Origin of the sequence: Streptomyces sp. NPDC006552 (assembly GCF_040611655.1) — a bacterium.
In the GTDB taxonomy this organism is placed as follows: Bacteria; Actinomycetota; Actinomycetes; order Streptomycetales; family Streptomycetaceae; genus Streptomyces.
This window is the reverse complement of sequence record NZ_JBEXOS010000037.1, coordinates 1-25,036: the sequence shown is the minus strand read 5'-3', so window position 1 is coordinate 25,036 and position 25,036 is coordinate 1. Positions and strand designations below refer to the sequence as shown.

At 71.3% G+C, this 25,036-nt stretch carries 22 protein-coding genes; 10 read left to right on the top strand and 12 right to left on the bottom strand.

What is annotated here, in order from left to right; translation table 11 throughout:
- Nucleotides 1-92: 92 nt before the first annotated feature.
- From trmD to proS, 6 genes are all read right to left on the bottom strand, one after another.
- Nucleotides 93-914, bottom strand: a complete 822-nt coding sequence (trmD, locus tag ABZY33_RS21480; RefSeq protein ID WP_356493217.1) for a tRNA (guanosine(37)-N1)-methyltransferase TrmD — start codon at nt 912-914, stop codon at nt 93-95.
- On the bottom strand, nt 911-1,474 hold the full coding sequence (gene rimM, locus ABZY33_RS21475) for a ribosome maturation factor RimM (protein ID WP_356493216.1): 564 nt from the start codon (nt 1,472-1,474) through the stop codon (nt 911-913). The genes trmD and rimM overlap by 4 nt, the downstream gene beginning before the upstream one ends.
- A gap of 91 nt (nt 1,475-1,565) precedes the next feature.
- The gene (locus tag ABZY33_RS21470) at nt 1,566-1,805 is read right to left on the bottom strand and encodes an RNA-binding protein (protein WP_356493215.1); all 240 of its coding nucleotides are present in this window, start codon (nt 1,803-1,805) and stop codon (nt 1,566-1,568) included.
- A gap of 2 nt (nt 1,806-1,807) precedes the next feature.
- On the bottom strand, nt 1,808-2,230 hold the full coding sequence (gene rpsP, locus ABZY33_RS21465) for a 30S ribosomal protein S16 (protein WP_356493214.1): 423 nt from the start codon (nt 2,228-2,230) through the stop codon (nt 1,808-1,810).
- Between the two features lie 251 nt (nt 2,231-2,481).
- Nucleotides 2,482-3,078, bottom strand: a complete 597-nt coding sequence (locus ABZY33_RS21460; RefSeq protein ID WP_356493213.1) for a hypothetical protein — start codon at nt 3,076-3,078, stop codon at nt 2,482-2,484.
- 256 nt (nt 3,079-3,334) lie between these two features.
- Entirely contained in the window at nt 3,335-4,750 is a 1,416-nt protein-coding gene (gene proS, locus ABZY33_RS21455) for a proline--tRNA ligase (protein WP_356493212.1), read from the bottom strand.
- Between the two features lie 261 nt (nt 4,751-5,011).
- On the opposite strand from proS, the gene ABZY33_RS21450 reads away from it, so the two are divergent.
- Nucleotides 5,012-5,887: an SAM-dependent methyltransferase gene (locus tag ABZY33_RS21450; RefSeq protein ID WP_356493211.1), complete on the top strand. Its 876-nt coding sequence runs from the start codon at nt 5,012-5,014 to the stop codon at nt 5,885-5,887.
- Between the two features lie 66 nt (nt 5,888-5,953).
- Here the strand turns inward: ABZY33_RS21450 and ftsH are convergent, their stop codons facing one another.
- Nucleotides 5,954-7,894 (bottom strand): ATP-dependent zinc metalloprotease FtsH, encoded by a 1,941-nt coding sequence (gene ftsH, locus ABZY33_RS21445; RefSeq protein ID WP_356493210.1) that lies wholly within the window; start codon nt 7,892-7,894, stop codon nt 5,954-5,956.
- Between the two features lie 121 nt (nt 7,895-8,015).
- Between ftsH and yhfZ the strand changes: the two genes are divergently transcribed.
- The 8 genes from yhfZ (at nt 8,016) to ABZY33_RS21405 (ending at nt 15,905) form a co-directional block, all read left to right on the top strand.
- Entirely contained in the window at nt 8,016-8,960 is a 945-nt protein-coding gene (yhfZ, locus tag ABZY33_RS21440; protein WP_356493209.1) for a GntR family transcriptional regulator YhfZ, read from the top strand.
- A gap of 88 nt (nt 8,961-9,048) precedes the next feature.
- Nucleotides 9,049-9,423 (top strand): PRD domain-containing protein, encoded by a 375-nt coding sequence (locus ABZY33_RS21435; protein ID WP_356493208.1) that lies wholly within the window; start codon nt 9,049-9,051, stop codon nt 9,421-9,423.
- Between the two features lie 55 nt (nt 9,424-9,478).
- Complete coding sequence (locus ABZY33_RS21430; RefSeq protein ID WP_356493207.1) at nt 9,479-9,835, top strand: DUF2620 domain-containing protein; 357 nt, start codon at nt 9,479-9,481, stop codon at nt 9,833-9,835.
- A gap of 17 nt (nt 9,836-9,852) precedes the next feature.
- Nucleotides 9,853-11,208, top strand: a complete 1,356-nt coding sequence (locus tag ABZY33_RS21425; RefSeq protein WP_356493206.1) for a YhfT family protein — start codon at nt 9,853-9,855, stop codon at nt 11,206-11,208.
- Between the two features lie 214 nt (nt 11,209-11,422).
- Entirely contained in the window at nt 11,423-12,367 is a 945-nt protein-coding gene (locus tag ABZY33_RS21420) for a phosphotriesterase (protein WP_356493205.1), read from the top strand.
- Nucleotides 12,368-12,369: 2 nt separating this feature from the next.
- Nucleotides 12,370-13,500: an aminotransferase class V-fold PLP-dependent enzyme gene (locus ABZY33_RS21415; RefSeq protein WP_356493204.1), complete on the top strand. Its 1,131-nt coding sequence runs from the start codon at nt 12,370-12,372 to the stop codon at nt 13,498-13,500.
- Between the two features lie 6 nt (nt 13,501-13,506).
- The gene (locus tag ABZY33_RS21410) at nt 13,507-14,673 is read left to right on the top strand and encodes an alanine racemase (RefSeq protein WP_356493203.1); all 1,167 of its coding nucleotides are present in this window, start codon (nt 13,507-13,509) and stop codon (nt 14,671-14,673) included.
- Nucleotides 14,670-15,905, top strand: coding sequence for a phosphopentomutase (locus tag ABZY33_RS21405; RefSeq protein WP_356493202.1), 1,236 nt, complete (start codon nt 14,670-14,672; stop codon nt 15,903-15,905). The genes ABZY33_RS21410 and ABZY33_RS21405 overlap by 4 nt, the downstream gene beginning before the upstream one ends.
- Before the next feature lie 86 nt (nt 15,906-15,991).
- Here the strand turns inward: ABZY33_RS21405 and ffh are convergent, their stop codons facing one another.
- The 5 genes from ffh to ABZY33_RS21380 form a co-directional block, all read right to left on the bottom strand.
- Complete coding sequence (ffh, locus tag ABZY33_RS21400; RefSeq protein WP_356493201.1) at nt 15,992-17,545, bottom strand: signal recognition particle protein; 1,554 nt, start codon at nt 17,543-17,545, stop codon at nt 15,992-15,994.
- 189 nt (nt 17,546-17,734) lie between these two features.
- Complete coding sequence (locus ABZY33_RS21395) at nt 17,735-20,296, bottom strand: [protein-PII] uridylyltransferase (protein ID WP_356493200.1); 2,562 nt, start codon at nt 20,294-20,296, stop codon at nt 17,735-17,737.
- 31 nt (nt 20,297-20,327) lie between these two features.
- Entirely contained in the window at nt 20,328-20,666 is a 339-nt protein-coding gene (locus tag ABZY33_RS21390; RefSeq protein ID WP_356493199.1) for a P-II family nitrogen regulator, read from the bottom strand.
- Nucleotides 20,663-22,015, bottom strand: coding sequence for an ammonium transporter (locus ABZY33_RS21385; protein WP_356493198.1), 1,353 nt, complete (start codon nt 22,013-22,015; stop codon nt 20,663-20,665). Before ABZY33_RS21385 ends, ABZY33_RS21390 begins: the two co-directional genes overlap by 4 nt.
- A 318-nt stretch (nt 22,016-22,333) precedes the next feature.
- Nucleotides 22,334-23,815 carry a hypothetical protein gene (locus ABZY33_RS21380; protein ID WP_356493197.1) on the bottom strand — a complete coding sequence of 494 codons (1,482 nt, stop codon included), beginning with the start codon at nt 23,813-23,815 and terminating at the stop codon, nt 22,334-22,336.
- A 460-nt stretch (nt 23,816-24,275) separates the two neighbouring features.
- On the opposite strand from ABZY33_RS21380, the gene ABZY33_RS21375 reads away from it, so the two are divergent.
- The gene (locus ABZY33_RS21375; protein ID WP_356493196.1) at nt 24,276-24,944 is read left to right on the top strand and encodes a bifunctional DNA primase/polymerase; all 669 of its coding nucleotides are present in this window, start codon (nt 24,276-24,278) and stop codon (nt 24,942-24,944) included.
- Nucleotides 24,945-25,036: the final 92 nt, after the last annotated feature.

Genomic DNA, 25,036 nt, shown 5'->3' with positions numbered 1-25,036 from the left:
GGAGGTATGCGATGAGTTTCGGTAGCTGATCGCGTCGGGCCTTGCGTCGTTCCCCCTGTGGCAGGGGCGCAGGCTGGACGTACAGCAGCGGCCTATTCTTCCACGGCGTCGGGCGTTGGCCCAAATCGCCCGTCGGGGCCCGGCCGCCAGCCCAGGATGGAGAGCATTTCCCGGTCCTTCTTGTCGAAGGCCTTCGGGTCGGTGCGCCGGACGAGGTCCGGGCGGTTGCGCACAGTGCGGCGCAGCGCCTCGTCCCGGCGCCAGCGGGCGATCTTGCCGTGATGGCCGCTGAGGAGGACCTCCGGAATGTCCCGGCCGCGCCACTCGGGCGGCTTGGTGTAGACGGGCCCCTCCAGGAGGTTGGCCATGGTGCCGGGCGCGAAGGAGTCGTCCTGGTGGGAGGCGGCATTGCCGAGCACACCCGGCAGCAGGCGGGCGACCGCCTCGGTGATGACGAGCACCGCGGCTTCCCCGCCGGCGAGGACGTAGTCGCCGATGGAGACCTCGTAGACGGGCATGCGGGTCGCGTACTCGTCGATGACGCGGCGGTCGATGCCTTCGTAGCGGGCGGGCGTGAAGACCAGCCAGGGGCGCTCGGAGAGCTCCACGGCGAGTTCCTGGGTGAAGGGGCGCCCGCTGGGCGTGGGGACGACCAGGACGGGCCCCTGTGCCCCGTTCTCGTACCCGTCGGCCAGGACGTCGTCGAGCGCCTCGCCCCAGGGCTCGGTCTTCATGACCATGCCGGGGCCGCCGCCGTAGGGGGTGTCGTCGACCGTGTTGTGCCGGTCGTGCGTCCACTCCCGCAAGTCGTGCAGACGCACGTCCAGTTGCCCACGCGCGCGTGCCTTGCCGACGAGCGAGACGTTCAGCGGTTCGAGGTACTCGGGGAAGATCGTGACGACGTCGAGCCTCATGCGGTCTCGTCCTGCGCGCTGTCGGCGTCGCGGCTGGAGACGATCTCCGCCTGGTCGTCGATGAGGCCGGGCGGCGGGGTGATGACCGCCCTCTGCTCCTCGAGGTCGATCTCGGTGACGATCTCCTCGACGAACGGGATCATGACCTCGGTGCCGTCGGGCCGTTCCACGATGAACAGGTCCTGCGAGGGCAGGTGCGAGATCTCGGTGATGCGGCCGACCTCGGTGCCGTCGGCCGTGACGACGTCGAGGTCCATGAGCTGGTGGTCGTAGAACTCGTCCGGGTCCTCCGGCAGTTCCTCCGGGTCGACCTCGGCGATCAGCAGCGTGTTGCGCAGCGCCTCCGCCCCGGTCCGGTCGTGCACGCCCGCGAAGCGCAGCAGCAGTCGGCCGCTGTGCACACGTCCGGACTCGATGGTGAGCGGGCCGGTGGCGGCGGGGTCCGTGGCGAGCACCGCGCCGGGACCGAGCCGCAGCTCGGGCTCGTCGGTGCGCACCTCGATGGTGACGTCGCCCTTGATGCCGTGGGCGCGGCCGATGCGCCCGACTACCAACTGCACGATCGGTGACTCTCCTGTCATGCCTGTTCAAACGACTAGGGCCGGGGACGGCTCGTAAGCCCTCCCCGGCCCGAGCCGGTGTTCAACTTTGTCAGCGAGCCTGGTCGACGTCGATGAGATCGACGCGGACACCGCGCCCGCCGATGGCGCCCACGACAGTACGCAGAGCACGCGCGGTGCGGCCGTTGCGGCCGATCACCTTGCCGAGGTCGTCGGGGTGGACCCTGACCTCGAGTACGCGCCCACGCCGCAGGTTGCGCGAGGCGACCTGCACGTCGTCGGGGTTGTCGACAATGCCCTTCACGAGGTGCTCAAGAGCCTCCTCGAGCATGCTCAGGCCTCGGTCGACTCGGACGCAGCCTCAGCGGCCTCGTCCTTCTTCTCAGCCTTCTTCTTCTGGGTGATGGCCTCACCCTTGGGCTCGTCGGCCGTGGCAAGCGCCTCGAAGGAGGGGCGGGCCTTCTTCGGCTCGGCGACCTTCAGCGGCTCCGGGGCGGGCAGACCCTTGTGCTTCTGCCAGTCACCGGTGAGCTTCAGGATGGCCATGACCGGCTCGGTCGGCTGCGCGCCGACACTCAGCCAGTACTGCGCGCGCTCCGAGTCGACCTCGATGCGCGACGGGTTCTGCACCGGGTGGTACAGGCCGATCTCCTCGATGGCCCGGCCGTCACGGCGGGTACGGGAGTCGGCGACGACGATGCGGTAGTGAGGCGCACGGATCTTGCCCAGACGCTTCAGCTTGATCTTGACTGCCACGGAAGTGGTGTCTCCTGGTCTTGACGTGGGTGGGCACGGCGAGATTGCCGCGTGGGGTTGCGGTACCCGAGTGCCCGATGGACGCGTCAGCCGGAGGAGAGAGGGGTCCTATGCGACTGTCGAGTACAGCTAGCCATTGTGCCATACGTCGCCGGGACGGCCGAATCCTCCCCTGAGCTCCCCACCGCGTTCGAGCAGGGGCGTTCGTGCGGGGAGGAGCCTCTTCGGCCACCTCACCAGTCACGGGGTGGTCAGCCCGCGGCGGCTCCGACCACCTCCGGGATACGGAACGGCTTGCCGCACCCGCCGCACATGATCGGGGCCTGGGCGAGCACCGACGGTACGACCCGGACATTGCGGCCGCAGTCGCAGACGGCCTTCACGCGGACGCCGCCGCCGGAGGAGCCGTGGCGGGCGGCGGGGCCGCGGAAGCTGCGCTTGGTGTCGGCGGCGGTCGCGACCGTGTGCGCCTTGAGGGCGCGGTGCAGCCGCTCGATCGTCTGCCGGTAGCGCTGCTTGGCCTCCGAGTTGAGCGTGACCAGGGAGAAGCCGCTGCTGGGGTGCGGCTCCTCGGGGTGGTCGAGGCCCAACTCCTCGGCGATGGCCAGGAATCTGCGGTTGTGGTACCGGCCGGCGCGCGAGGTGTCGCGGATTCCGCGCGCGGCGGCGATGCCGTGGACTGCCTCATGGAGGAGTCGCTCGAAGGAGAGCTCGTGCCCGCAGGCGGACGACGACTCCCCGATCAGGGATTCGGGCGCGGCGAGATCCGGCAGTTCGGGGTGGTGCCGCTGAATGTCGGCCCACGCCCCTGCCAGCTCTGCGGCGAGAACAGGTGGTGTCGTGCTCACGTCGTGACAACGAGCCGGAGTGCCTCTGTGTTCCTATTCCGGGGCATCCCAAATATTTTGCACGTACCAGTCAGTTGCCGCTCATGTATCCGGACGAGGGCGGGTGCGCTGATCTGCGGAGAAGCCGCACAGCTCGCATCAAGGTGGTGCGTAGTAACACGTACGCCCCGGCGCGTAGTGTCCCGCTCGCGCCGGGGCGTATGTGTCCGTCCGAAGCGCAAGCGGCGTTTCGGCCTCTTGCGCCCGGCGGGGTCGCTCAGTAGGCGCGTGCCACGACCGCGACGTTACCGGGTGCGTCGTCGGCGGTCGGCACCGCCCCGTCGGCGGTGAGCAGACACCGTACGGAGATGGCGTGCTCGGCGAGCCTCGCCTCGCCCGCCTCGCCGAGTGTGGCCCAGGGGATGCGGGCCCACCCACCGGCGGCGGTCGCCTCGACGGCCTCCTCCAGGGTCGCGATGTCGCTGGTGCGCGACGTGCGGCGGTCCCGCGACTCCTTCAGGAGCAGCGCCTGGTCCTCCTCCAGGACGGTGGGCAGCAGTCCGGGCAGGCTGTCGACGGGCACGGCCTCCTTGCCGCCGGGAATGCGGCGGACGAGCATCGCGGTGCCGCTCTCCAGGTCGCGGGGTCCGACCTCGACGCGTACGGGGACACCTTTGAGTTCCCAGTCGACGGCGCGGCGCCCGAAGGGGGTGTCCGTACGGTCGTCGATGCGGACGCGGAGGCCGGCCGCCTTCAGGGCGGCCCCGATCTCGCGCACCTTGGCGAGCACGGCCTCGTCGCCCTTGATGGCGAGGACCACGACCTGGATGGGGGCGAGCCGGGGCGGTACGCGCAGTCCCTTGTCGTCGCCGTGCATCATCACCAGCGCGCCGATCATCCGGGTCGTCGAGCCCCAGGAGGTCTGCCAGACCAGTTCCTGCGTGCCTTCCTTGGACAGGTACCGGGTCTGGAACGCCTTGGCGAAGTTCTGGCCGAGTTCGTGGCTGGTGCCCATCTGGAGGGCCTTGCCGTCGCCCATCATCCCTTCGAGGGTGAGGGTGTTGATGGCGCCCGCGAAGCGCTCCTTGGCCGTCTTGCGCCCCAGGACGACATCCATGGCGAGCACGTTCTCCATGAAGTCGGCGTAAACGTGCCGGTGGATGCGTGCCGCGAAATCGCGCGCCTCCTCGTACGTCGCGTGCGCCGTGTGGCCTTCTTGCCACAGGAATTCCGTCGTACGGAGGAAGAGGCGCGGCCGCAGCTCCCAGCGCACCACGTTGGCCCACTGGTTGATGAGAAGCGGGAGGTCGCGGTAGCTCTGGACCCACTTGGAGAAGTACTCGTTGACGATCATCTCGGAGGTGGGCCGGACGACGGCCGGCTCCTCCAGTTCCTTGCCGCCGCCGTGGGTCACTACGGCCAGCTCGGGCGCGAAGCCCTCGACGTGGTCGGCCTCCCTGGCCAGGTAGGACTGCGGGATCAGGAGCGGGAAGTACGCGTTCTGCGTGCCCGTGTCCTTGATGCGGGCGTCCATGTCCTGCTGCATCCGCTCCCACAGCCCGTAGCCGTACGGTCGGATGACCATCGTGCCGCGCACCGGGCCGTTGTCGGCCAGTTCGGCCTTGGAGATCAGGTCCTGGTACCAGCGCGGGAAGTCTTCCGCCTGGGGCGTGAGAACAGGGGCTTTGGCCATGGCGCGCATGCTACGGCGCGGGCGGCCAGTCCCTCACATCCTTTTTCGCCCGGATGCCCGCCTCGTGGCCGCCCGCTGTTGCCGCCCGGGGGCGCACGACGGTGCATGCGCGCATTGTCGGCACACCTGCCAGACACCCCCTAGACGAGAGGGACGATGCGGAGTTCCCTGGCTTACGGGGGGAGAGCGAGCAGCGCGCGACACGGTTGACACACCACAGCGACAACTCTCGGCATCTCTCGGCGGATTGGGGCACTTTCGATGACACCTACGCTCGTGCGGCGACACCTTTCCCACGTGGCCCACGCGCCACGCGCGGACCGGGGCGCACGCGCGCGTGACTGGTCGGAGATTCAGGAGCGGATGCTGGTTCCTGTCTACGAAGCGGTGTACGAGCGGCTCGAGGTCGGCTCGGGCACCCGACTCCTGGGTCTGGAGTGCGGTAGCGGACTCGCTCTGCTCATGGCGGCCTCGCGCGGCGCCGCTGTGACCGGCGTCGAGCCCAGGGACCCCGCGCGACTGGCACTTGCCCGGGACCGGCTGCTGCGCTCTGGTGGGCAGCGCCGCGGCCCGGGAACGGCCCGCCTCACGGACGGCGGCATGGACGGCGGCATGGACGGCGTTCCCGGGGCGGCGCCCGGCGAGCCCGCGTACAACGTGATCACCGCCTTCCAGCCGATCGGCTGCACAGCGGGCGACTCGGCCGGCCTGTCCACACTTCTGAGGAGCGTGACGCCCCTGGCGGAGCCGGGTTCCTGTGTGGTGCTCGTCGGGTGGGGCCCACCCGAGCGTTGCACGACGTCAGCGGTCCTCCGGGTGGCCGCGAAACTCGCCGACCCTCTTCGTAGTACCGGCAGTTGGCGGGCCGCCCTCCGTGACGACCTGGAAGAGGTGGCGCAGCGGGCCGGGTTGCGGCCCGACGGGTCGGGGCGAGTGGCGTGCCCCTTCGGATACTCCGACGCGGAGAGCGCGGTACGTGGCCTGTTGTCCACGGGATTGTTCGACGCGGCGGTGGAGGCGACGGATCTGACGCAGGTCGGCAAGGAGATGACCGAGGCACTCCAGCCGTACGTGCGCTCGGACGGCACCGTGTGGATGCCGAACGTCTTCCGCTACCTGATCGCCCGAACGCCGTGACCTCGTAGGACGCGGACGCGTCGGGACCTGGTCAGGGCTCCTTCAGGATCGGCTCCGGGGAGCCCCTCAGTCCTTGGCGAGGCGGGTGATACCGGCGACCCGGTAGGCGTGCGCCTCTTCGAGCGTCTCGTTCTCCAGTAGCGCGGCGGCGAGCGCGTCCAGCTTGTCGCGGTTCTCCCGTAGCTTGTCGCACGCCTCCTGGTAGCACTCGTCCACGATGCGGCGCATCTCGCCGTCGATCGTGTCGAGGGTGTCGGGGGCGGCGGCGAGCCCGTAAGCCTGCTGGGCGTCGTTCGGGAGGGCCGACAGGCGGCCGACCTTCTCGCTCATGCCCCAGCGGGCGACCATGGCGCGGGCGATGTTGGTGACCTGTTCGAGGTCGTTCTCGGCTCCGGTCGTGACGACTCCGTAGACGACCTGTTCGGCCGCCATGCCACCCAGAGCGCCGATGATGCGGCCACGGAGGTACTCCTCCGTATACGCGTATTTGTCGGCGTCGGGGGTGGACAGGGTCACGCCCAGCGCCCGGCCGCGCGGCACGATCGTGATCTTGCGGACGGGGTCGGCGCCGGGCTGGAGCATGCCCAGGAGTGCGTGACCGCTCTCGTGGTAGGCAGTGCGGCGGCGCTCCTCGTCGGGCATGACCAGCGGCCGTTCCGCGCCGAGCTGGACCTTCTCCAGCGCTTCGGAGAGGTCGGTCTGGGTGACCTGCTGCTGTTTGCGCTTGACGGCGAGGAGGGCGGCCTCGTTGGTGAGGTTGGCGAGATCGGCGCCGGTCATGCCCGGCGTCGTCCGCGCCACCTGGGCGAGGTCCACGTCGGAGGCGAGCGGGATCTCGCGTGAGTGGATCTTGAGGATCGCCTCGCGTCCGCCGCGGTCGGGGGGCGAGACGCTGACGACGCGGTCGAAGCGGCCGGGGCGCGTGAGGGCGGGGTCGAGGACGTCGGCGCGATTGGTGGCGGCGATGACGATGACGCCTTCGGAGCCGCTGAACCCGTCCATCTCGGTGAGGATCTGGTTCAGGGTCTGCTCGCGTTCGTCATGGCCGCCCATGCCGCTGCCGCCGCCCCGGGCCCGGCCGATGGTGTCGATCTCGTCGATGAAGATGATCGACGGGGCGACCTTGCGGGACTCGGCGAACAGCTCCCGCACACGTGAGGCGCCGACGCCGACGATCATCTCGATGAACTCCGAGGCGGAGGCCGAGAAGAACGGCACGCCCGCCTCGCCGGCGACCGCGCGGGCCAGCAGTGTCTTGCCGGTGCCCGGCGGGCCCGCCAGGAGGACGCCACGGGGCATCTTGGCGCCCATCTTGCGGTAGGCCTCGGGGTTCTTGAGGAAGTCGACGACGTCGTTCAGCTCGCCCTCGACCTCGTCGATCCCGGCGACATCCTCGAAGGTGGTGCGCTTCTTGCCGGGTTCCAGCTCGACCGGCCTGGGCGGCTGCTTGCGGCCGAGCATGCCGCCCGCCCCGCCCATGCCCTGACCCATGCGGCGCGCGATGAAGATCCACAGGAAGACCAGGAGCAGCATCGGGGCGAGCGAGATGAGCAGGTTGGACAGGAAGCTGCGTTCCTGGACGACCGGTTCGGCCGTCACGGTCACGTCGTGCTTCTCCAGGTTCGCCCACAGGTTGTCGTCGGCGAAGGACGGTCTCTGGGTCGTGAACTTCGTGTACTTCTTGCCGCCGCTGTCGCTGTCGTCCGGGGTGGGCTGCTCCTTCTTGAGCTGTCCCTGGATCGCGTCACCCTTGGCGTAGATCTTGGTGACGTTGTCGTCGGCGACCTGCTTGCTGAACTCCGTGTACGAGATCGTCGGCTCGTCGCCTTCGTTGAAGAACGACAGGACCAGATTGGCGACAAGGTAGACGACCAGGGCCGTGAGGATGAGGCCGCCCCAGCCGCCGGGCATCTTGCGCTTGGGGCTCTGTGGTGGCGGTGGCGGCGGTGCTCCCTCGGAGCGCCAGGGCTGATCGGTCCGATCGCGCGGGGGTACGGGGTTCGCCACGCCTGTTCTCCTCCTGCCGCCCGCCGCCGGGAGCGCCGTCCGGGCCCATGGGCCTTGGGCCCATGACCGCACAGATCACCGACCCTTGCCAGTATCCAGAATCCTGGTTACTGTCTGATTCGTGAACGGTTTCGACGATCGCTTCCTTACGCGCAACGGCCTCGCGGCCCGGCAGCTCGCGGTCCTGCTGATGGGCCACGAGCCGGACACCCGGCTGCCGCGCGTGAAGGACTTCGCCCAGGAGCTGGGCTGCGGGAACGGAACCGTCCAGGCCGCACTGCGCCTCCTTGAGGAGTCCGGCGGGATCGCGACGGCCGCCCGGGGCCACCTGGGCACCTTCCTGGTCCGCTCGGACCGCGCCATACTGTGGCGCCTCTCCGGCCTCGGCACCCTGTTGGCCGCAATGCCGCTCCCCTACTCGCGTCGCTACGAAGGACTGGCCACGGGCTTGCGCGCGGCCTTCGAAGCCGCGGGCACGCCGTTTGCCATCACCTTCATGCGAGGCGCCGGCGACCGAACCGCCGCCCTCCTGGAAGGCAAGGTCGACCTGGTGGTCCTGTCGCGGCTCGCGGCCGACGGCCTCGTCGAGCAGCACCAGGACGAGCTGGCGCTCGTCGCCGATCTCGGACCGGCCACCTACGTAGGCGCGCACGGTTTCCTGGTGCGTGAGGGCGCCTCCCTGGACGCCCCCGGGCTGCGGGTCGCGGTCGACCACGCTTCGGAGGACCAGCGGATGCTCGCGGAGCGTGCCTTCGCGGGGCGCAGTGACATCCAGTGGGTCGAGTCGTCGTACATGCAGCTGCGCGACCTGTTCGCACAGAAGCAGGCCGATGCCACGGTCTGGAACCTCGACGAGGTGCAGGGCCGGCTCGGCATGGAGGTGGACGTGCTGCCTCTGGGCGACGAGGTCACCCGCGATCTGGCGCTGCGCAACTCCAGTGCGGCCATCATCAGCCGGACAGAGGGCGCCAAGGCGCTCTCCGCCGTGCGTGATGCCCTGGACCTCTCCCAGGTGGCACAGCTGCAGTCCGAGGTCCTGCGAGGCGAGCGCATCCCTTCGTACTGACGCCAGCCGTTCGCGGCCGCGGAAGGCCGGGGCTCCGGTCCCGGCTCAAAATCCAAAATCCCGGTTACTGTCTCGCTGAGGAGGTCCCATGGACGACCAACTAGCCCTCCGCATCCGGCTGTTCCGCGAGAGCGGCCAGGTGGCGCCGGAGGTCGCCGACTTCGTGGCCACTGAACTGGCGGCGCTGGAGAGCGAGGGCCGCACCGTGACGGAGGAGAGCGCCGGGATGCTCACCAGCCATCTGATGATGGCGCTCACCCGGCTCCTGAGCGGCGCACCCATCGATCAGTTCCTCACGGACGAGCAGGTCGCCGCCGAACTGGCGGACCACCCCGAGGCCGTCGAGCGGGCCCGGCGCACCTCCGCGCGGGCGCACGCGGATCTCGGCGCCTCCCTGCCCGACTCGGAGATCAACTTCCTGGCGATGCACCTCGCTGTCCTGGCGCGGCGCCCCGCCCACTGAGCCCCCCTCAGGTCCCACCGGGCCCTGGTGGGCCCTACGAAAGAAGGAACCAGTCATGACGAAGATCCTCACCGGCGGCGTCGGCAAGGTCGAAGTGGCGAACACGGTCAAGGAACTGGGGCTCGACGGCGTCGAGGTCACCCTCTCCAGCGACATGGACGCGGCGATGAAGCTGCGCGCCGGGCAGGCCGACTACTTCCTGGGCACCTGCCACACCGGTGCCGGAGCCTCCCTCGGCGTGCTCGTCGGCCTGATGGGCCGGCCCGCCTGCCACACCTTCGGGCGCGGCGTGCCGACCGAGGACGAGGTCAACGCCTTGCTGGCGGACGGCAAGCAGGTGTTCGGCTTCTCCATGGACCAGATCGACAAGATCGCCCCGCTGATCGCGCGGGCGATCGCGGCCCGCTCGTAACCGCGTAGGACACCACCATGCACACCTCGACGGGTACCGTCATCGCCGCCGGCGCGAACCTCGACTTCACGCTCGCGCAGCAGCTCACCGTGATCGCCCTGTGCGCGCTGACCGCGTTCATCTCGCACATGGCCCTGGCCGTCTTCAACGACGGCGTGCGCCCCTTCATGCTCGACTTCATCCAGGGGCGGTCCACCCGCAGCGCCACCACGGCGGTCTCCTTCGGCCTGTCCGCCGGGTTCATCTTCGGCCTGGGCGCGCCGATGGCCCTGTCCACCGGTGTCCTCAACCCGTGGCTGGTGTTCCTGCCCACCGACATCCTGGGCATCCTCGCGCCCAAGAAGTGGCTCGCGCCGATCCTGGGCGCCGCGTGGGGCGCCATCGTCGTCTTCGGTCTGAACGGCGCCAACAACCTCGCGCACGATCTGCCTGTCGACTTCCTGACGGCGATGCAGCAGATGTCGACGCCGATCCTCTTCCTCTTCACGCTGTTCCCGGTGCTCGCCATCACCAAGCAGTTCGGGCGCAAGTGGGGCGGGATCGCCGGCGTCGTCGAACTGGCGCTGGTCGTCATGACCATGAAGCTGTGGCCGAACGTCTTCGCGGGCGCCATCGCCATGGCCGTCGGCGTCCTGATGCTGATCGGCCTCGCGATCGCCAAGGACCTCGGGCAACGCAAGGCGGACCGCGCGCAGAAGGTCGAGGAGGTCGAGGAGAGTGACCCCGCCGATGACCCGATGGCGTCCCTGTTCAGTGCGAGCGCGGCCCGGCTGCGCCGCTACCTGCCGCTGTTCATGCTGCTCGGCGCGGGTGTCTGTGTCCTGGCCCAGATGCACATATTCGGCGGCGGCGAGGCCACCAGTTTCCTGATCGCCAAGGGGCAGTACGGAGAGGCGGCCCAGGTCGACTTCTACCGCGTCTTCGGCTTCATCCCGCTGATCGCGACCACGGCCCTGGCCTCCGGCGCGTACGGCATCGCGGGCTTCACGCTCGTCTACCCCATCGGTTATCTGCTGCCGAACCCGTTCCTCGCGGCCGTCGTCGGCGCCCTCGTCTTCGCGGTCGAGGTGCTCGCCCTCTCCTACATCGGCAAGCTCCTCGGCAAGCTGCCGAGCGTGCGCGACTCGTCCGAGCACCTGCGCAGCGCCATCTCCGACACGCTCCAACTGGCCATCCTGTTCGGTTCGCTGATGGCGGCGAACGCGATGGGAGCGGGGCTCGGCATCCTCATCGTGGGCGGGCTGTACCTGCTCAACGAGGCGATGGGCCGGCCCGTCGTGCGGATGGCGGCAGCGCCCGCGGCGGTGATCGTCGGCGGCATCGCGCTCAATGTCCTGTACTGGCTCGACCTGTTCACCCCGCTGAAGACGTGAGGGACGCGGACGCCGGGCGGTACCGGACCCGCCGCCCCTTCCGCCGGCCGACTCACCTGCTGTTTCACACTCCGTGAAATTCTCCCCACATTTCGTCACTCTCCGTGGAACTCGTGCGGAACGCGGACCGTTGAGAAGGGTGAGCGGCCGACGACCGAGGCCGAGAGCACCACCCGGCCCACGGGATCAGCACGCGGAAAGGAACACCCCCACCATGCACACCACCCTCCACACCGTCACGGGACCCCTTTCCTATGAGGCCGTCCGCGGCCCCGCTCTCACCCACGAGCACCTCGCGCTCGATCTGGATCTCGCGGGCGACGACGGAGCCGTTCTGGACCCCGTGCGGCACGGGCCGGCGATCGCCGCCGAACTCGCGGCGCTGCGCGAGGAGTTCGACCTCTCCCTGGTCATCGACCTGACCTGCCGCGGAATGGGACGCGATCCGCGCGCACTCGCCGCCCTCGCGCGGGAAGCAGGGGTCGCCGTCGTCGCCGCCACCGGCTGGTACTACGAGCCCTTCCACACCCCCGAGGTGGCCTCGGCCAGTGTGGAAGCGCTCGCGGAGAGCCTCGTGCGCGAGATCGAGGACGGGTTCGGCACCACCGGTATCCGGCCCGGCGTCCTCGGTGAGGTAGGCAGCCACGGGGATGTGCCGAGCGCCCCCGAGACCCGATCGCTGCGCGCGGCCGCCCGGGCGGCCCTCGCCACGGGCCTCTCCGTCGCCACGCACGCCCAGCTCGGACACGGTGGCCTCGCCCAGCTGGAGCTGCTCATAGATGAAGGGCTGCCCGCGCACCGCGTCTGCCTCGGCCACCAGGACCTTCTGGACGATCCGGCCGTGCACAAGGAGCTGGCGTCGCGCGGGGCCTACGTAGCCTTCGACACGGTCGGCAAGGAGAGCTACCAGAGCGACTCCACCCGGCTGCGCCTCCTGCTCGGCCTCATCGAGGCGGGCCACGCCGACCGGGCCTTGCTGAGCTGCGACATCTCCCGGCACGCGTACCTGGTGTCGGAAGGCGGCCAGGGTTACGGACATCTGTTCCGCTCGTTCCTGCCCCGGCTGCGCGCCGCCGGCGTGGACGACGACCTGATCGACCTGATGACACGGCGCAACCCCCTGCGCTTCCTGACCGGCGCCGACACGGAGGAGATCTGACCATGGCCCTGACGGACTCCCCTCCTCAGCCGCCCGCCCTGCCGACGACCCACCCGCTCGCCACCGTCCCCGTCGAGGAGGCCGCGGCCCGCCAGTTCCGCCTGCTGGAATGCACCGCCGCCCACCTCGAGGGCGCCGAACTGTTCGCCGCGGACGCGGGTGTCGTGCCCGGCCTCGGCCGGCCCCGGACCACCGCCCAGGTGGAGGCCGTCCTCGCCGACTTCTTCGGCGCCGAGGACGCCGCTCTCGTCCAGGGAGCGGGCACGGGTGCGATCCGGGCGGCGCTGAGCGCGGCGGTGCGCGCGGGCGACCCGCTGCTCATCCACCAGGCACCCGTCTACCGCACCACCGAGGTCACCTTGCGCGGCCTCGGCGTACGGACGCACGAGGTCGACTTCAACGACGCTGAGGCGCTGCGCACGGCCCTGGCCTCGGGGCAGTTCCGCTGGGCGTACGTGCAGCACACCCGGCAGCGGCTCGCCGACTCCTACGATCCGGGCGCCGTGCTGGCGGCGTGCCGCGCGGCCGGGGTGCGCACGGTCGTCGACGACAACTACGCGGTGCTGCGTGTCCCGGCCGCCGGGGTCGAACTGGGCGCCGACGCCTCCTGCTTCTCCCTGTTCAAGCTGCACGGCCCGGAGGGCGTCGGGGCGGTGGTCGGCGCCCGGGACCTCGTCGAGCACGTGCGCGCGGACAACTACTCCGGGGGCGGCCAGGTCCAAGGGCACCAGGCGCTCGACGCGCTGCGTGCGCTCACGCACGTGCCGGTGATGTGGGCGCTGCAGTCCCGCGTCGGCGCGGAGGTGGCCGAGCGCCTCACGGCCGGCGAGGTGCCGGGCGTCGCCGAGGTGCGGATCGCCAACGCGCAGGACCGTTGTCTGCTGGTGCGGCTCGACCGGCCGGTGGCGCGGGAGCTGCCCTCCGTGGCGGCGAGGTTCGGAGCGGCGCCCTACCCGGTGGGCTCCAACTCCCGGTACGAGATCGCACCGCTCTTCTACCGCATGTCCAGCTCCTCCCTGGACGACGCCCCCGGGCTCGCCGACTGGACGGTCCGGATCAACCCGATGCGCGCGGGCGCCGATCTGGTCGTCTCCATCCTGCGCCGCTCGCTCCACGAACTCAGCAAGGACTGACCGACCGTGTTCCTCGACAGTCTGCTCGCCCGCAACCCCGCGCTGATCGACGCGGCGGCCGACCTCCATCGGCGCGGCGCCGTCCCACCGGACACCTATGTGATGGACCTCGACGCGATCGAGGCGAACGCGGAGCTGCTCGCCGCCGAGGCCGAGCGGCTCGGCCTCGGCCTCTGGTTCGTCGTCAAACAGCTGGGCCGCAATCCCGAGTTGATCAAGGCCATCGCGCGGCACATCCCGAAGTACGCCGCGATCGATCCGCCCGAGGCCCGGACGCTGCACGCGGCCGGTGCGCAGGCGGGCAACCTCGGCCACCTGGTACAGATCCCGCACCGCGCGCTGCCCGAGATGCTCTCCTGGCGTCCCGAGACGGTGACCGTCTACGACCTGGCGAACGCGCGGGCGGTGTCCGACGCCGCGCTTGGGCTCGGCCGGGTGCAGGACATCCTGATCCGGCTCGAAGGGGCGCCGGGGGCGGTGTATCCCGGGCAGGAGGGCGGGGTCCCGCTCGCCGGGATCGAGGCGTTCGCGGCGGCCGTGGAGCAGCTTCCCGGGGTGCGGATCGGCGGCGTCACAGCGTTCCCGTGCGTGTTGTGCGATCCGGCGACGGGCCTGCCGGCGCCCACGGCCAACTTCGACCTCGCCCTCGCGGCGCGCCGGACACTGGCCGCGCGCGGGCACGAGGACCTCAGGCTCAGCGCCCCCAGTGCCACCTCCGTGGCGACGCTCCCGCTCCTCGCCGAACTCGGGGCCACCCACGGCGAGCCCGGCCACTCCCTCACCGGTACCACTCCGCTGCACGCGCGGGACCTCGGCCAGCCAGAGAAGCCCGCTTATGTGTACGTCACCGAGGTCGCGCACACCCTCGCCGACGGCCGGCCCGCGGTCTTCGGCGGTGGTTTCTACGCGCGTTCCCACATCACGTCGGCGCTGCTCCCCCGCACCGGAGTGCGCCTGCCGGTACAAGAGGCGCCGCCGGAGAACATCGACTACTACCGGCTGCTCGACGCGCCCGGGGCGGGCGCGGGGCCGAGGCCGGGTGACACCGCTCTGCTGGCATTCCGTACGCAGATCTTCGTGACGCGTTCGACGGTCGCCGTGGTGGCCGGCCTCTCGACGGGGGCGCCACGCCTCGTCGGCCTGTTCGACGCACAGGGGAAGGCCGCCTCATGAGCAGGACCGTGATCGTGGTGGTGGACGGGTTCGGTATCGGCGCCATGCCGGACGCGGGCGTCCTGCGCCCGGGCGACCTGGCCGCCGACACCTGCGGGCACGTGCTGGACCGGTGCCGGGAGGCGTTCGGCAGGCCGCTGCGGCTGCCCGTCCTCGGCGCGCTCGGCCTCGGCCTGGTCCACCCGCACCCCGACCTGGCCCGGCGCACTCGGCTGCCAGTGGCGGCGGGACGGGCCGCGCTCGGTTATCCGGGGGCGGACACGTTCGCCGGGCACCAGACGATGATGGGGGCGGACTTCAGCCGGGTGACGGTGGCGCGGCTCGCCGAGCACCTGGACGAGGTGCGGCGGGTCCTCACGGACGCGGGCCACCAGGTCGAACTGCTGGACGGCAAGCCCCTGTTGGTTGTCGACGGCACGGTTCTCGTGCACGACAACCTGGAGGCGGACCCGGGGATCAACTGGAACGCGTCGGGCCGGCTCGACGCCGTCGGCTTCGACGCCGTCCTGTCCATCGCCCGCACGGTCCGGACGATCGCCCCGGTGGCCCGGGTCATCGCGGTCGGGGGGCACGCGGACGGGCCGCTGAGCGCGTTCGTGCGGCCGGGCGACGGCGGCACGGTCGGCCTGGACACTCCGGCGACCGGTTTCTACCGCAACGGCGGACTTCAGGTGCAGCATCTGGGGGCCGAGCTCGACCACACCCGGCAGCTGCCGGAGCTGGCGGCGCGGGCAGGCGTGCCGGTGACGCTGGTCGGCAAGGCCGCGGACATCCTGGTCTGCGAGACGGCGGTGCGCCGGCCCGCCGTGGACACGGCCGAGGTCCTCGCGCACACGGTGGAGGCGGCCCGGTCCGCGGGCGACGCACTGGTCGTGGCCAATGTGCAGGAGACCGATCTCGCCGGGCACCAGCAGGACGCCGAGCGGCACGGACGCATCCTGGAGCAGGTCGACGCGGGTCTCGCGGCGCTGCTGTCGCTGCTCAGCGAGGCCGGCGACCGGCTGATCGTGACGGGCGACCACGGCAACGACCCGACGATCGGCCACGCCTTCCACACGCGCGAGTACGTCCCCGTACTGATCCACCGTCCCGAGGCGGCGGGCGCGGAACTGCTGCCGGACGCGGCGAGCCTGGCCGACGTGGGCGCCACCGCCGCGGCGGCGCTCGGCCTCGATCCGGCGGGCCTGGCCAACGGCGCGGAGATACGCGGGGCCGCCCCGCGGGCCTCCTGACCACCTCCGTACAGGGGTGAGGGGCGCCCGCACCAGCGAGCGCCCCTCACCCCCTCCGCGTACGGAAAGGTCACCGGTCCATGACGTCAGCCCATGAACTTCTTGAACTCGTCGGGCAGTTCGAAGTCCTTGCCGGCCTGCCCGGCGCCGGGCAGGCCGAGCGCGCCGCCTGCCTCGGCGGCGGCCGCACGCCGGGCGGCCTCCTCCTGCTCCTGCTGCTTGCGCTTCATCGGGTTTCCGGAGCGCTGCTTGCCCTTGGCCTTCTTCGCCTGCTTCTTCTGCCGGCCCGCGCCGCCCATGCCGGGCAACCCGGGCATCCCCGGCATGCCGCCGCCCTGAGCCATGCGGGACATCATCTTGCGGGCCTCGAAGAACCGCTCGACCAGGTTCTTCACCGCGCTGACGTCGACGCCGGAGCCCCTCGCGATACGGGCGCGGCGCGAACCGTTGATGATCGAGGCGTCGGCGCGCTCGGCCGGGGTCATCGACTTGATGATGGCGGCGGTGCGGTCGACGTCGCGCTCGTCGAGGTTGGCGATCTGGTCCTTCACCTGGGCCATCCCCGGCAGCATGCCGAGCAGCTTGGAGATGGAGCCCATCTTCCGGACCTGCTCCATCTGCGCCAGGAAGTCGTCGAGCGTGAAGTCCTGGCCCTTCTTGGAGGCCAGCTTCGAGGCCATCTTCTCGGCCTCTTGCTGCGAGAAGGTCTGCTCGGCCTTCTCGATCAGCGTGAGCATGTCGCCCATGCCGAGGATGCGGGACGCCATCCGGTCCGGGTGGAACGCGTCGAAGTCGTCCAGCTTCTCGCCGTTGGAGGCGAACATGATCTGGCGGCCGGTGACGTGAGCGATCGACAGCGCCGCACCACCACGCGCGTCACCGTCGAGCTTCGACAGCACGACACCGTCGAAGCCGACGCCGTCGCGGAACGCCTCGGCGGTGTTGACCGCGTCCTGACCGATCATCGCGTCGACGACGAAGAGGACCTCGTCCGGGGAGACGGCGTCACGGATGTCCGCGGCCTGCCGCATCAGCTCCTGGTCGATGCCCAGGCGGCCGGCGGTGTCGACGATGACGACGTCGAAGACCTTGGACTTCGCGTACTCGATGGAGTCCTTGGCGACCTTGACCGGGTCGCCCACGCCGTTGCCCGGCTCGGGGGCGTAGATGCCGACGCCGGCGCGCTCGGCGACGACGCTGAGCTGGTTCACGGCGTTCGGGCGCTGCAGGTCACAGGCGACGAGCAGCGGCGAGTGGCCCTGGGACTTGAGCCAGTGGCCGAGCTTGCCGGCGAGGGTCGTCTTACCGGCACCCTGCAGACCCGCGAGCATGATCACGGTCGGTGCGGTCTTGGCGAAGCGCAGGCGGCGGGTCTCGCCACCGAGGATGCCGACGAGCTCCTCGTTGACGATCTTGATGACCTGCTGGGCGGGGTTGAGCGCCTGGGAGACCTCGGCGCCTGCCGCCCGCTCCTTCACCTGCTTGATGAAGGAGCGGACGACGGGCAGGGCGACGTCGGCTTCCAGCAGGGCGATCCGGATCTCGCGCGCCGTGGCGTCGATGTCCGCCTCGCTGAGGCGACCCTTGCCGCGGAGATTCTTGAATGTCGCTGCGAGGCGATCGGAAAGAGTGTCGAACACGGCGGTCGCGAATCCTCGGGTCGGGTGGCTCTACGGACAGGTCGCCTTCCAGGGTATCGGTCGCGGCGGATTGGGTCTGCGCCCCGTCAGCGGCAGAAGCAGTCCGGGACCCGGCCGACCGCATTCCGCTTCACCCGGCGCCCCTGCGAACGGCAGTCGCAAAGGGTGTCGGGCCCCCGGCCGCGCGGTTCAGCGGCCGGACGGGTTCGGCCGCAGCGCCGCCTCCAGGGAGCGGGCCACCGCTACGGCTTCCTCCGCGGGCAGCGGCGTGCCCTCGGGCCCGGTGACGTAGAAGGCGTCGACCGCGTTGGCGCCCAGCGTGGAGACGTGCGCGGAGCGCATACGCACGTCGGAGACCTCAAGGGCCCGGCCGATGCGGTGCAGCAACCCCGGGGCGTCCTGGGCCCGCACTTCGATGACGGTCGCGAGCCGGGACCCGGCGGGCGCCACCCTGACCCGGGCCGGGGGCGCCACCACGCCGCGCCGTCGCGGGTAGGCCGCGTCCCGCTCGGCGAGCCGCGCCGCGATGTCGAGCGAGCCGTCGAGGGCGCGGACGAGGTCGGCGCGGAGCCGGGCGGCCTGGGGCAGCGAGCCGTACTCGGCGGAGACCCGCCAGTTCAGGAGCAGGACCGAGCGGTCCCCGGTGCGCCCCTCTGCTTTCCGGGGCCGGGCGCCCTGGCCCCACTCCTCGGGCAGCGACAGGGACCGCAGCTCCGCGGTGCGCACGGTCAGCCGGTGCAGGGCGAGTACGCCGGCGACCGCCGGGAGCACCCCGGGCTGATCCGGCACCGCGATCAGCAGCTCCGCGCCCTGCCGCTCCGCACCCTGCGGTTCCGCTCCTTGCGACTCCGCACCCTGCGGCCCCGGAGCGGCCGGCTCGCCGCCCTCCTCGGCCGAGGCTGCCGCGTCCGCCTGCGCCTGCAGCGTGAGCACCGGCCCCCCGGTGCGGAACGCCTCGACCGCGAGCCGTTCCTGGTGGGCGGTGGGCTCGACGGCGTCGGGGTCCAGCGGCTCGTCCCCGGCGAGCACCGCGGCGACCCGCTTGACCAGGTCGGCCACGAGCGAGCCGCGCCAGGACGACCAGGCGGCGGGGCCGGTGGCCAGCGCGTCCGCCTCGGTGAGGGCGTGCAGCAGTTCCAGCGTCCCGTGCGAGCCGACCGCGTCGGCGACGGCTCGTACGGTGGCCGGGTCGTCCAGGTCGCGCCGGGTGGCGGTCTCGATGAGCAGCAGGTGGTGGCGGACGAGGGCGGCGAGCACCGCGGCATCGGCCCGGTCGAAGCCGATCCGCGTCGCGACGTCCCGGGCGATGGTCTCGCCCGCGACCGAGTGGTCGCCGGGCCAGCCCTTGCCGATGTCGTGCAGGAGCGCCGCCACGAGCAGCAGGTCCGGCCGTCCCACCCGCCGCGTCAGCTCCGAGGCGCGTACGGCGGTCTCGACGAGGTGCCGGTCGACGGTCCAGGTGTGGACGGCGTTGCGCTGCGGCCGGCAGCGGACCCGCTCCCAGTCCGGCAGCAACCGGGTGACCAGCCCCTCGGCCTCCAGGGCCTCCCAGACCTCTACCGTCGGGCGGCCGGCGCCGAGCAGGGTCACGAGTTGTTCGCGGGCCTCGGCGGGCCAGGGGGTGGGGAGCGGCCGGGTAGCCGCGGCCAGCCGGCGGACCGCGTGCAGCGACAGCGGCAGGCCGGCCTGGGCCGCGGCCGCGGCCGCGCGCAGCGGCAGCACCGGGTCCCGCTCGGGCCGGGCCGCGCGCGCGAGGACGACCTCGCCGTCCATCTCGACGACGCCCTCGGCGAGCGGCGAGCGCTCGACGGGCGCGCTCCTGCCGCCCAGCATGGCGCGCAGGCGGGGGCGGACGGACCGGGAGGCGAGGACCCGGCCGACCTCGCGCCAGGTGACGTCACTGGCGTAGGACACCGTGCGCGCCGCTTCGTACACCTGTCGCAGCAGGGTGTCGGCGTCGAGCAGGCCGAGTTCGGCGGCGACCTGGTCCTGTTCCTGGAGCGCGAGCCGGTCGGTGGCGCGGCCGGTCGCCAGGTGCAGCGCGTCCCGTACGTCGAGCAGGCGGCGGCGGGCGTCGGCGAGGCCTTCGCGCGGCGCGTCGGCCAGCCACGAGGCGGCGACGGCCCGCAGCGCGGTGGCGTCGCGCAGGCCGCCGCGCGCCTCCTTCAGATCGGGTTCGAGAAGGTACTGAAGTTCGCCCTGGCGCTCGGCCCGCTCCGCGCACAGTTCGCGCAGTTCGGGCAGGCGCTTGGGCGCCTGGTTGCGCCAGTCCGCGAGGACGGCGGTGCGCAGCCCGGCGGTGAGGCCGAGATCGCCGACGAGGTGGCGGGCGTCGAGCAGCCCCAGCTGCACCTTGAGGTCGTCGCCGGCCGTCTTGCGCGCCTCCGCGGGGGTGCGCACGGAGTGGTCGAGGGCGAGGCCGAGGTCCCAGACCGGGTACCAGATCCGGTCGGCGAGGGCGGCGACGGTGTCGGGATCGGCCGCGCCGTCGTGCAGAAGCAGGAGGTCGAGGTCGCTGCGCGGGGAGAGTTCACCGCGTCCGTAGCCGCCGACGGCGACCAGCGAGATGCCCGGCCCCGGTTTCCCGGCGCGGAACAGCCGCGCCAACCAGTCGTCGGTGAGGTCGGCGAGGGCGGAACGGCGCGGCGGCCCGAACCGCGCCTCTCCTTGGAGGAGGCGCAGCCGGGCCGCCGCGTAGCCGCCGGGTTCGTCGCCCGCGTCGTCGGTCCGTACGTCGTTCACACTCGTCACCCAGCGGCTCCCGTTCCGTGCGTCGAATCGCTTACAGCGCGTCCGGTCCGCGCTCGCCGGTCCGGACCCGCACGGCCGTCTCCACGGGGACCGCCCAGACCTTGCCGTCCCCGATCTTGCCGGTGCGGGCGGCTTTGACGACGACCTCGACCAGTTGCTCGGCGTCGTCGTCCTCGACCAGGACCTCGATCCGGATCTTGGGCACCAGATCGACGGTGTACTCCGCCCCACGGTAGACCTCGGTGTGCCCGCGCTGGCGGCCGTACCCGCTGGCCTCCGTCACGGTCAGGCCCTGGACGCCGAAGGCCTGGAGGGCCTCCTTGATCTCGTCGAGCCGGTGCGGCTTGACGACCGCGGTGATGAGCTTCATGCGTCCACCTTCTTGGTGTGCGGTGCGGTCGTGGCGGCCGGGGTGGGCAGGGGTGCCCGGGTGGCGGTGCCACCGCCCGCGCCGCTGAAGTCATAGGCGGTCTCGGCGTGCTCGACCTGGTCGATGCCGCCGACCTCGACGTCCTCGCTGACCCGCATGCCCATGGTCCTGTCGATGAGGAAGGCGAGGATCGCGGAGACGACGAGCGAGTAGGCGAGGACGCCGCCGACGCCGGCGCACTGCTTCCAGAACTGGGTGAGGCCGCCGCCGTAGAAGAGGCCGGCCACGTCGGACTGGCCGCCACCGGTGGCGAAGAAGCCGATGAGCAGGGAGCCGGCGATACCGCCGACCAGGTGGACGCCGACGACGTCGAGGGAGTCGTCGTAGCCGAACTTGTACTTGAGGCCGACGGCCATGGCGCACAGCACACCGGCGATGACGCCGACGGCGATCGCGCCGAGCGGGGAGACCGCGCCACCGGAGGGGGTGATCGCGACGAGTCCGGCGACGGCGCCGGAGGCGGCGCCGAGCGAGGTGAACGCGCCGTGGCGCAGCTTCTCGTAGAGGAGCCAGGCGAGCATGGCGGCGGCGGTGGCGACCTGGGTGTTGACGAACATCAGCGCGCCGACACCGTCGTCGTTGCCGAGCCAGGAGCCGGCGTTGAAGCCGAACCAGCCGAACCAGAGGAGGCCGGCGCCGAGCATCGTCCAGGGCAGCGAGTGCGGCCGCATCGGGTCCTTCTTGAACCCGGTGCGCTTGCCGATGACGAGGATGACGCCGAGGGCCGCGGCACCGGCGTTGATGTGCACGGCCGTGCCGCCCGCGAAGTCGATGACGCCGAGGTCGAAGGCCCAGCCGCCGGTCCCCCAGACCCAGTGCGCGACCGGGAAGTAGACGATCGTGGCCCACAGGGTGATGAACAGCGCCCAGGCGGTGAACTTGACGCGGTCCGCGAGGGCGCCGCTGATCAGGGCGGGCGTGATGATGGCGAACATCAGCTGGAAGACGGCGAAGACGTAGACCGGGACGGTGTAGCCGTCCCAGAGCTGGGTCAGCCCGATCCCGCTGAGGCCGACGAAGTCGCCGTCCCAGCCGATGAGCGACCCCTTGTCGGTGCCGAACGCGAGGGAGAAGCCGTACAGCACCCACAGGATCGTGACGATCCCGAGGCTGATGAAGCTCATCATCAGCATGTTCAGGGTGCTCTTGACCCGGACCATGCCTCCGTAGAAGAAGGCCAGGCCCGGCGTCATGAGCATCACCAGGGCGGAACAGATCAACATGAAGCCTGTGTTCGCGGCGGAGAGCTTGGGCGCCTCCGCGGCGAGCGTGATGGCGGCTGGTGCCATCGGCGTCTCCTCGTCATTGGTACGGCCCCGTGCGGGCGAAGCCAGAAGCGGTCATGAGGGGTGGGCCGGTTATGCGCCAGAAGACTGGCGCAGCGCGGTTTCCGGGGGCGCCCCTCGATGTTTCGCCGCAGTGACGAAGAGGTCCTGGGTGTTACGCGTAGGTGAAGTGCCGGATGACGGCGGTGCCGGGCGTGGTCGCGGTGCGGCCGGGCCGGGTCACGGAGAACCGGCCGCGGTCTTCCGTCCGTGCTGACCTGGCTGGGGGAGCCGAGTCGGATGGTGAGGGGACGGTCGGCCGCGGCCGGCGTTCACGGGAGGTCAGACGGCTGCTTCGGCGGTCTCGGGCAGTTGGACTGCCAGCCGTTCGGTCAGCTGCATGACCTCCGCGACGTCCCCGAAGTCACGCACCGCGGTGTCCACGGTCTTGCGGATGCGGGTGTTGACGCGCTCGGAGCGGACCTTGCGGGCGATCGACAGCGCGCGCTCCGCCAGCACGGTGGCCTGCTCGGGCTCCTTCTGGATCAGGTGCACGGTGGCCATGCCGATCAGGTTCAGCGCGTACGAGCGCTGGTGCTCGCTGTCCTTGCCGAAGAGTTCGACGGCCTGCTGCATCACGGGCTCGGCCATCGACGCGTACGTGGGGCTGCGTCCCGCCACGTAGGCGAGGTCGCGGAACGAGTGGCTGTTCTCCCCGTGCAGCTCGGCCTCGGAGAAGAAGCGGATCCAGTCGGGGTCCGGGTCGTCCCAGTCGTCGGCGTCGGTGAAGGTGTCCTCGGCCATCCGCACGGCGCGCTTGCACTTGCCGGGCTGCCCCATGTTCGCGTAGGCGCGGGCCTCCATCGCATACAGCATGGCCTGGGTGCGCGGGCCGGCGCATTCGCGGCTGCCGTACTGGGCGAGGTGGATGAGTTCCAGGGCGTCCTCGGGGCGGCCGAGGTGGATCATCTGCCGGCTCATGCTGCTCAGGACGTACGAACCGAGCGGCTTGTCGCCGGCTTCCTTCGCGGCGTGCAGGGCGAGCACGAAGTACTTCTGCGCGGTGGGTTGCAGGCCCACGTCGTAGCTCATCCACCCGGCCAGCTCGGCCAGTTCGGCCGCGACCTTGAACAGGCGTTTCGTGGTGGCCTCGGGCTGCGGCTCCTGGAGGAGGTCGGTGACCTCGTGCAGCTGCCCCACGACGGCCTTGCGGCGCAGGCCGCCGCCGCACTGGGCGTCCCACTGGCGGAACATGACGGTGGTGGACTCCAGCAGGTCCAGCTCCGGCCGTGACAGCCGGTTCCCGCGGCGCTGCCCGGCGGGCTCGGCTTCGCCGGCGGTCTTCGCGCCGCCGGGGCCGGGCACCAGCCAGCGCTGCATGGGTTCGATGAGCGAGGGCCCCGCCGCGAGGGCGAGCGAGCTGCCGAGGAAGCCGCGGCGCGCCAGCATCAGGTCGCTGCGCGAGAACTCGCCAATGAGCGCGACCGTCTGGGGTCCGGTCCAGGGCAGGTCGACCCCGGAGACCGAGGGGGCCTGGTGCGCGGCCCGCAGTCCGAGGTCCTCGACGGCGACGACGCAGCCGAACCGCTCGGAGAACAGCTCGCTGAGGATGCGCGGGATCGGCTCGCGCGGATTCTCCCCGTCGAGCCAGCGCCGCACGCGCGAGGTGTCGGTGGAGATGTGATTGGCGCCCAACTGCCGGGCGCGCCGGTTCACTTGACGCGCCAGCTCGCCCTTGGACCAGCCGCTGCGCACGAACCACGAGCCGAGCAGTTCGTTCGGGCGCTTCTCAGCGTTCGTCACGCTTCCGTCGCTGCCGCCCACTGAACGCCCCCATCCCTGAAGTCACCGAGACCCGCTGCCATGCCCTGCCGACCACTCTCGACCGCAAGCCTTACCAGGATGCCGTCAACCACGGCCTCCCGTCCGCCAGTTGTCACTCCTCGAACAGGAAAGCGACTTGCCTGCGGCATACCCACGGGTGCACATACCCCGAGGCGTTGTGTACTGAAAGTAATCCTACGATCACCCCTCCGGCGAGGGCGAACCCGGAAACGCCACCATTCGCCACCCCTTCGAATGAACTCAGGGACGGCTGTACGCGATTCACTTGACATAGGACAGCCGGAAGTAGGCGAAGCGGAGTGCGCGCCGGGCGCGCGGCGCTGGGTTCACCACCCCGGATACGACTCTCCGCCGCCCACGACCGGGCGGCGCGTGCACACTGGGTCACGATCCGATTCCGTCACGTAACCACCGGTGCGCAGGACCCGTTGGAGGGGGCATGGGCTTCACGATCGGCGGCATTCGAGAGATGCGCTCCGGCACACGGCGTCGCGGCCGGGCGGTCGGCCGCGCTTCGGACTGCACCACGGTGGCGGAGTTCACCGGCCTGTGGGGCTGGGACGTCGTGCCCGGCGCCCGTGCCGTGGGGCCGGACTGCTCCTGCGGCAAGGCGGAGTGCGCGGCGCCCGGCGCCCACCCGCTCGACCCGGCGGCGGTGGTACCGGCCGGCGCCACCCTCGACGATGTGACCGCCTCCTGGGGCCGCTTCCCCGGCGCCGCCGTCCTGCTCCCGGTGGGCCGCGCCTTCGACGTCATCGACGTCCCCGAACCGGCCGGCCGGCGCGCCCTGGTCCGCCTGGAGCGGATGGGCCTGCCCCTCGGCCCGGTGATCGCCACCCCTGAGGGCCGCGCCCACTTCTTCGTGGCGCCCGGCGCCGCGGCACAGCTCCCGTCCCTGCTCTACCGCACGGGCTGGGACGACGCGCCCCTCGACCTGCACGCGCTCGGCCCGGGTGCGTACGTCACCGCCCCGCCCTCGGACCGTGGCGGTCTCGGTCCGGCGACCTGGCTGCGCGCCCCGTCGCTCGACACGGCGACGCAACCGCCGCAGGCGCGGCTGCTGTTGGGCACCCTGGCGTACGCCGCCCACCGCTCCCCCTGCGCCTGAACGAACCGCACCGGCGGCCGAACGCGCAACGGGGAGTGGCGGGCCGCTCCGGCCCGCCCCACCCCCCCCGCCAGAGAACCCCCAGCGCCCCA

Coding starts and splice junctions, on each gene's coding strand:
- trmD (WP_356493217.1), bottom strand. CDS start 914: ATGAGGCTCGACGTCGTCACGATCTTCCCCGAGTACCTCGAACCGCTG.
- ABZY33_RS21470 (WP_356493215.1), bottom strand. CDS start 1,805: ATGCTCGAGGAGGCTCTTGAGCACCTCGTGAAGGGCATTGTCGACAAC.
- proS (WP_356493212.1), bottom strand. CDS start 4,750: ATGGCCAAAGCCCCTGTTCTCACGCCCCAGGCGGAAGACTTCCCGCGC.
- ABZY33_RS21450 (WP_356493211.1), top strand. CDS start 5,012: ATGACACCTACGCTCGTGCGGCGACACCTTTCCCACGTGGCCCACGCG.
- ABZY33_RS21435 (WP_356493208.1), top strand. CDS start 9,049: ATGGACGACCAACTAGCCCTCCGCATCCGGCTGTTCCGCGAGAGCGGC.
- ABZY33_RS21430 (WP_356493207.1), top strand. CDS start 9,479: ATGACGAAGATCCTCACCGGCGGCGTCGGCAAGGTCGAAGTGGCGAAC.
- ABZY33_RS21425 (WP_356493206.1), top strand. CDS start 9,853: ATGCACACCTCGACGGGTACCGTCATCGCCGCCGGCGCGAACCTCGAC.
- ABZY33_RS21420 (WP_356493205.1), top strand. CDS start 11,423: ATGCACACCACCCTCCACACCGTCACGGGACCCCTTTCCTATGAGGCC.
- ABZY33_RS21415 (WP_356493204.1), top strand. CDS start 12,370: ATGGCCCTGACGGACTCCCCTCCTCAGCCGCCCGCCCTGCCGACGACC.
- ABZY33_RS21405 (WP_356493202.1), top strand. CDS start 14,670: ATGAGCAGGACCGTGATCGTGGTGGTGGACGGGTTCGGTATCGGCGCC.
- ABZY33_RS21390 (WP_356493199.1), bottom strand. CDS start 20,666: ATGAAGCTCATCACCGCGGTCGTCAAGCCGCACCGGCTCGACGAGATC.
- ABZY33_RS21385 (WP_356493198.1), bottom strand. CDS start 22,015: ATGGCACCAGCCGCCATCACGCTCGCCGCGGAGGCGCCCAAGCTCTCC.
- ABZY33_RS21375 (WP_356493196.1), top strand. CDS start 24,276: ATGGGCTTCACGATCGGCGGCATTCGAGAGATGCGCTCCGGCACACGG.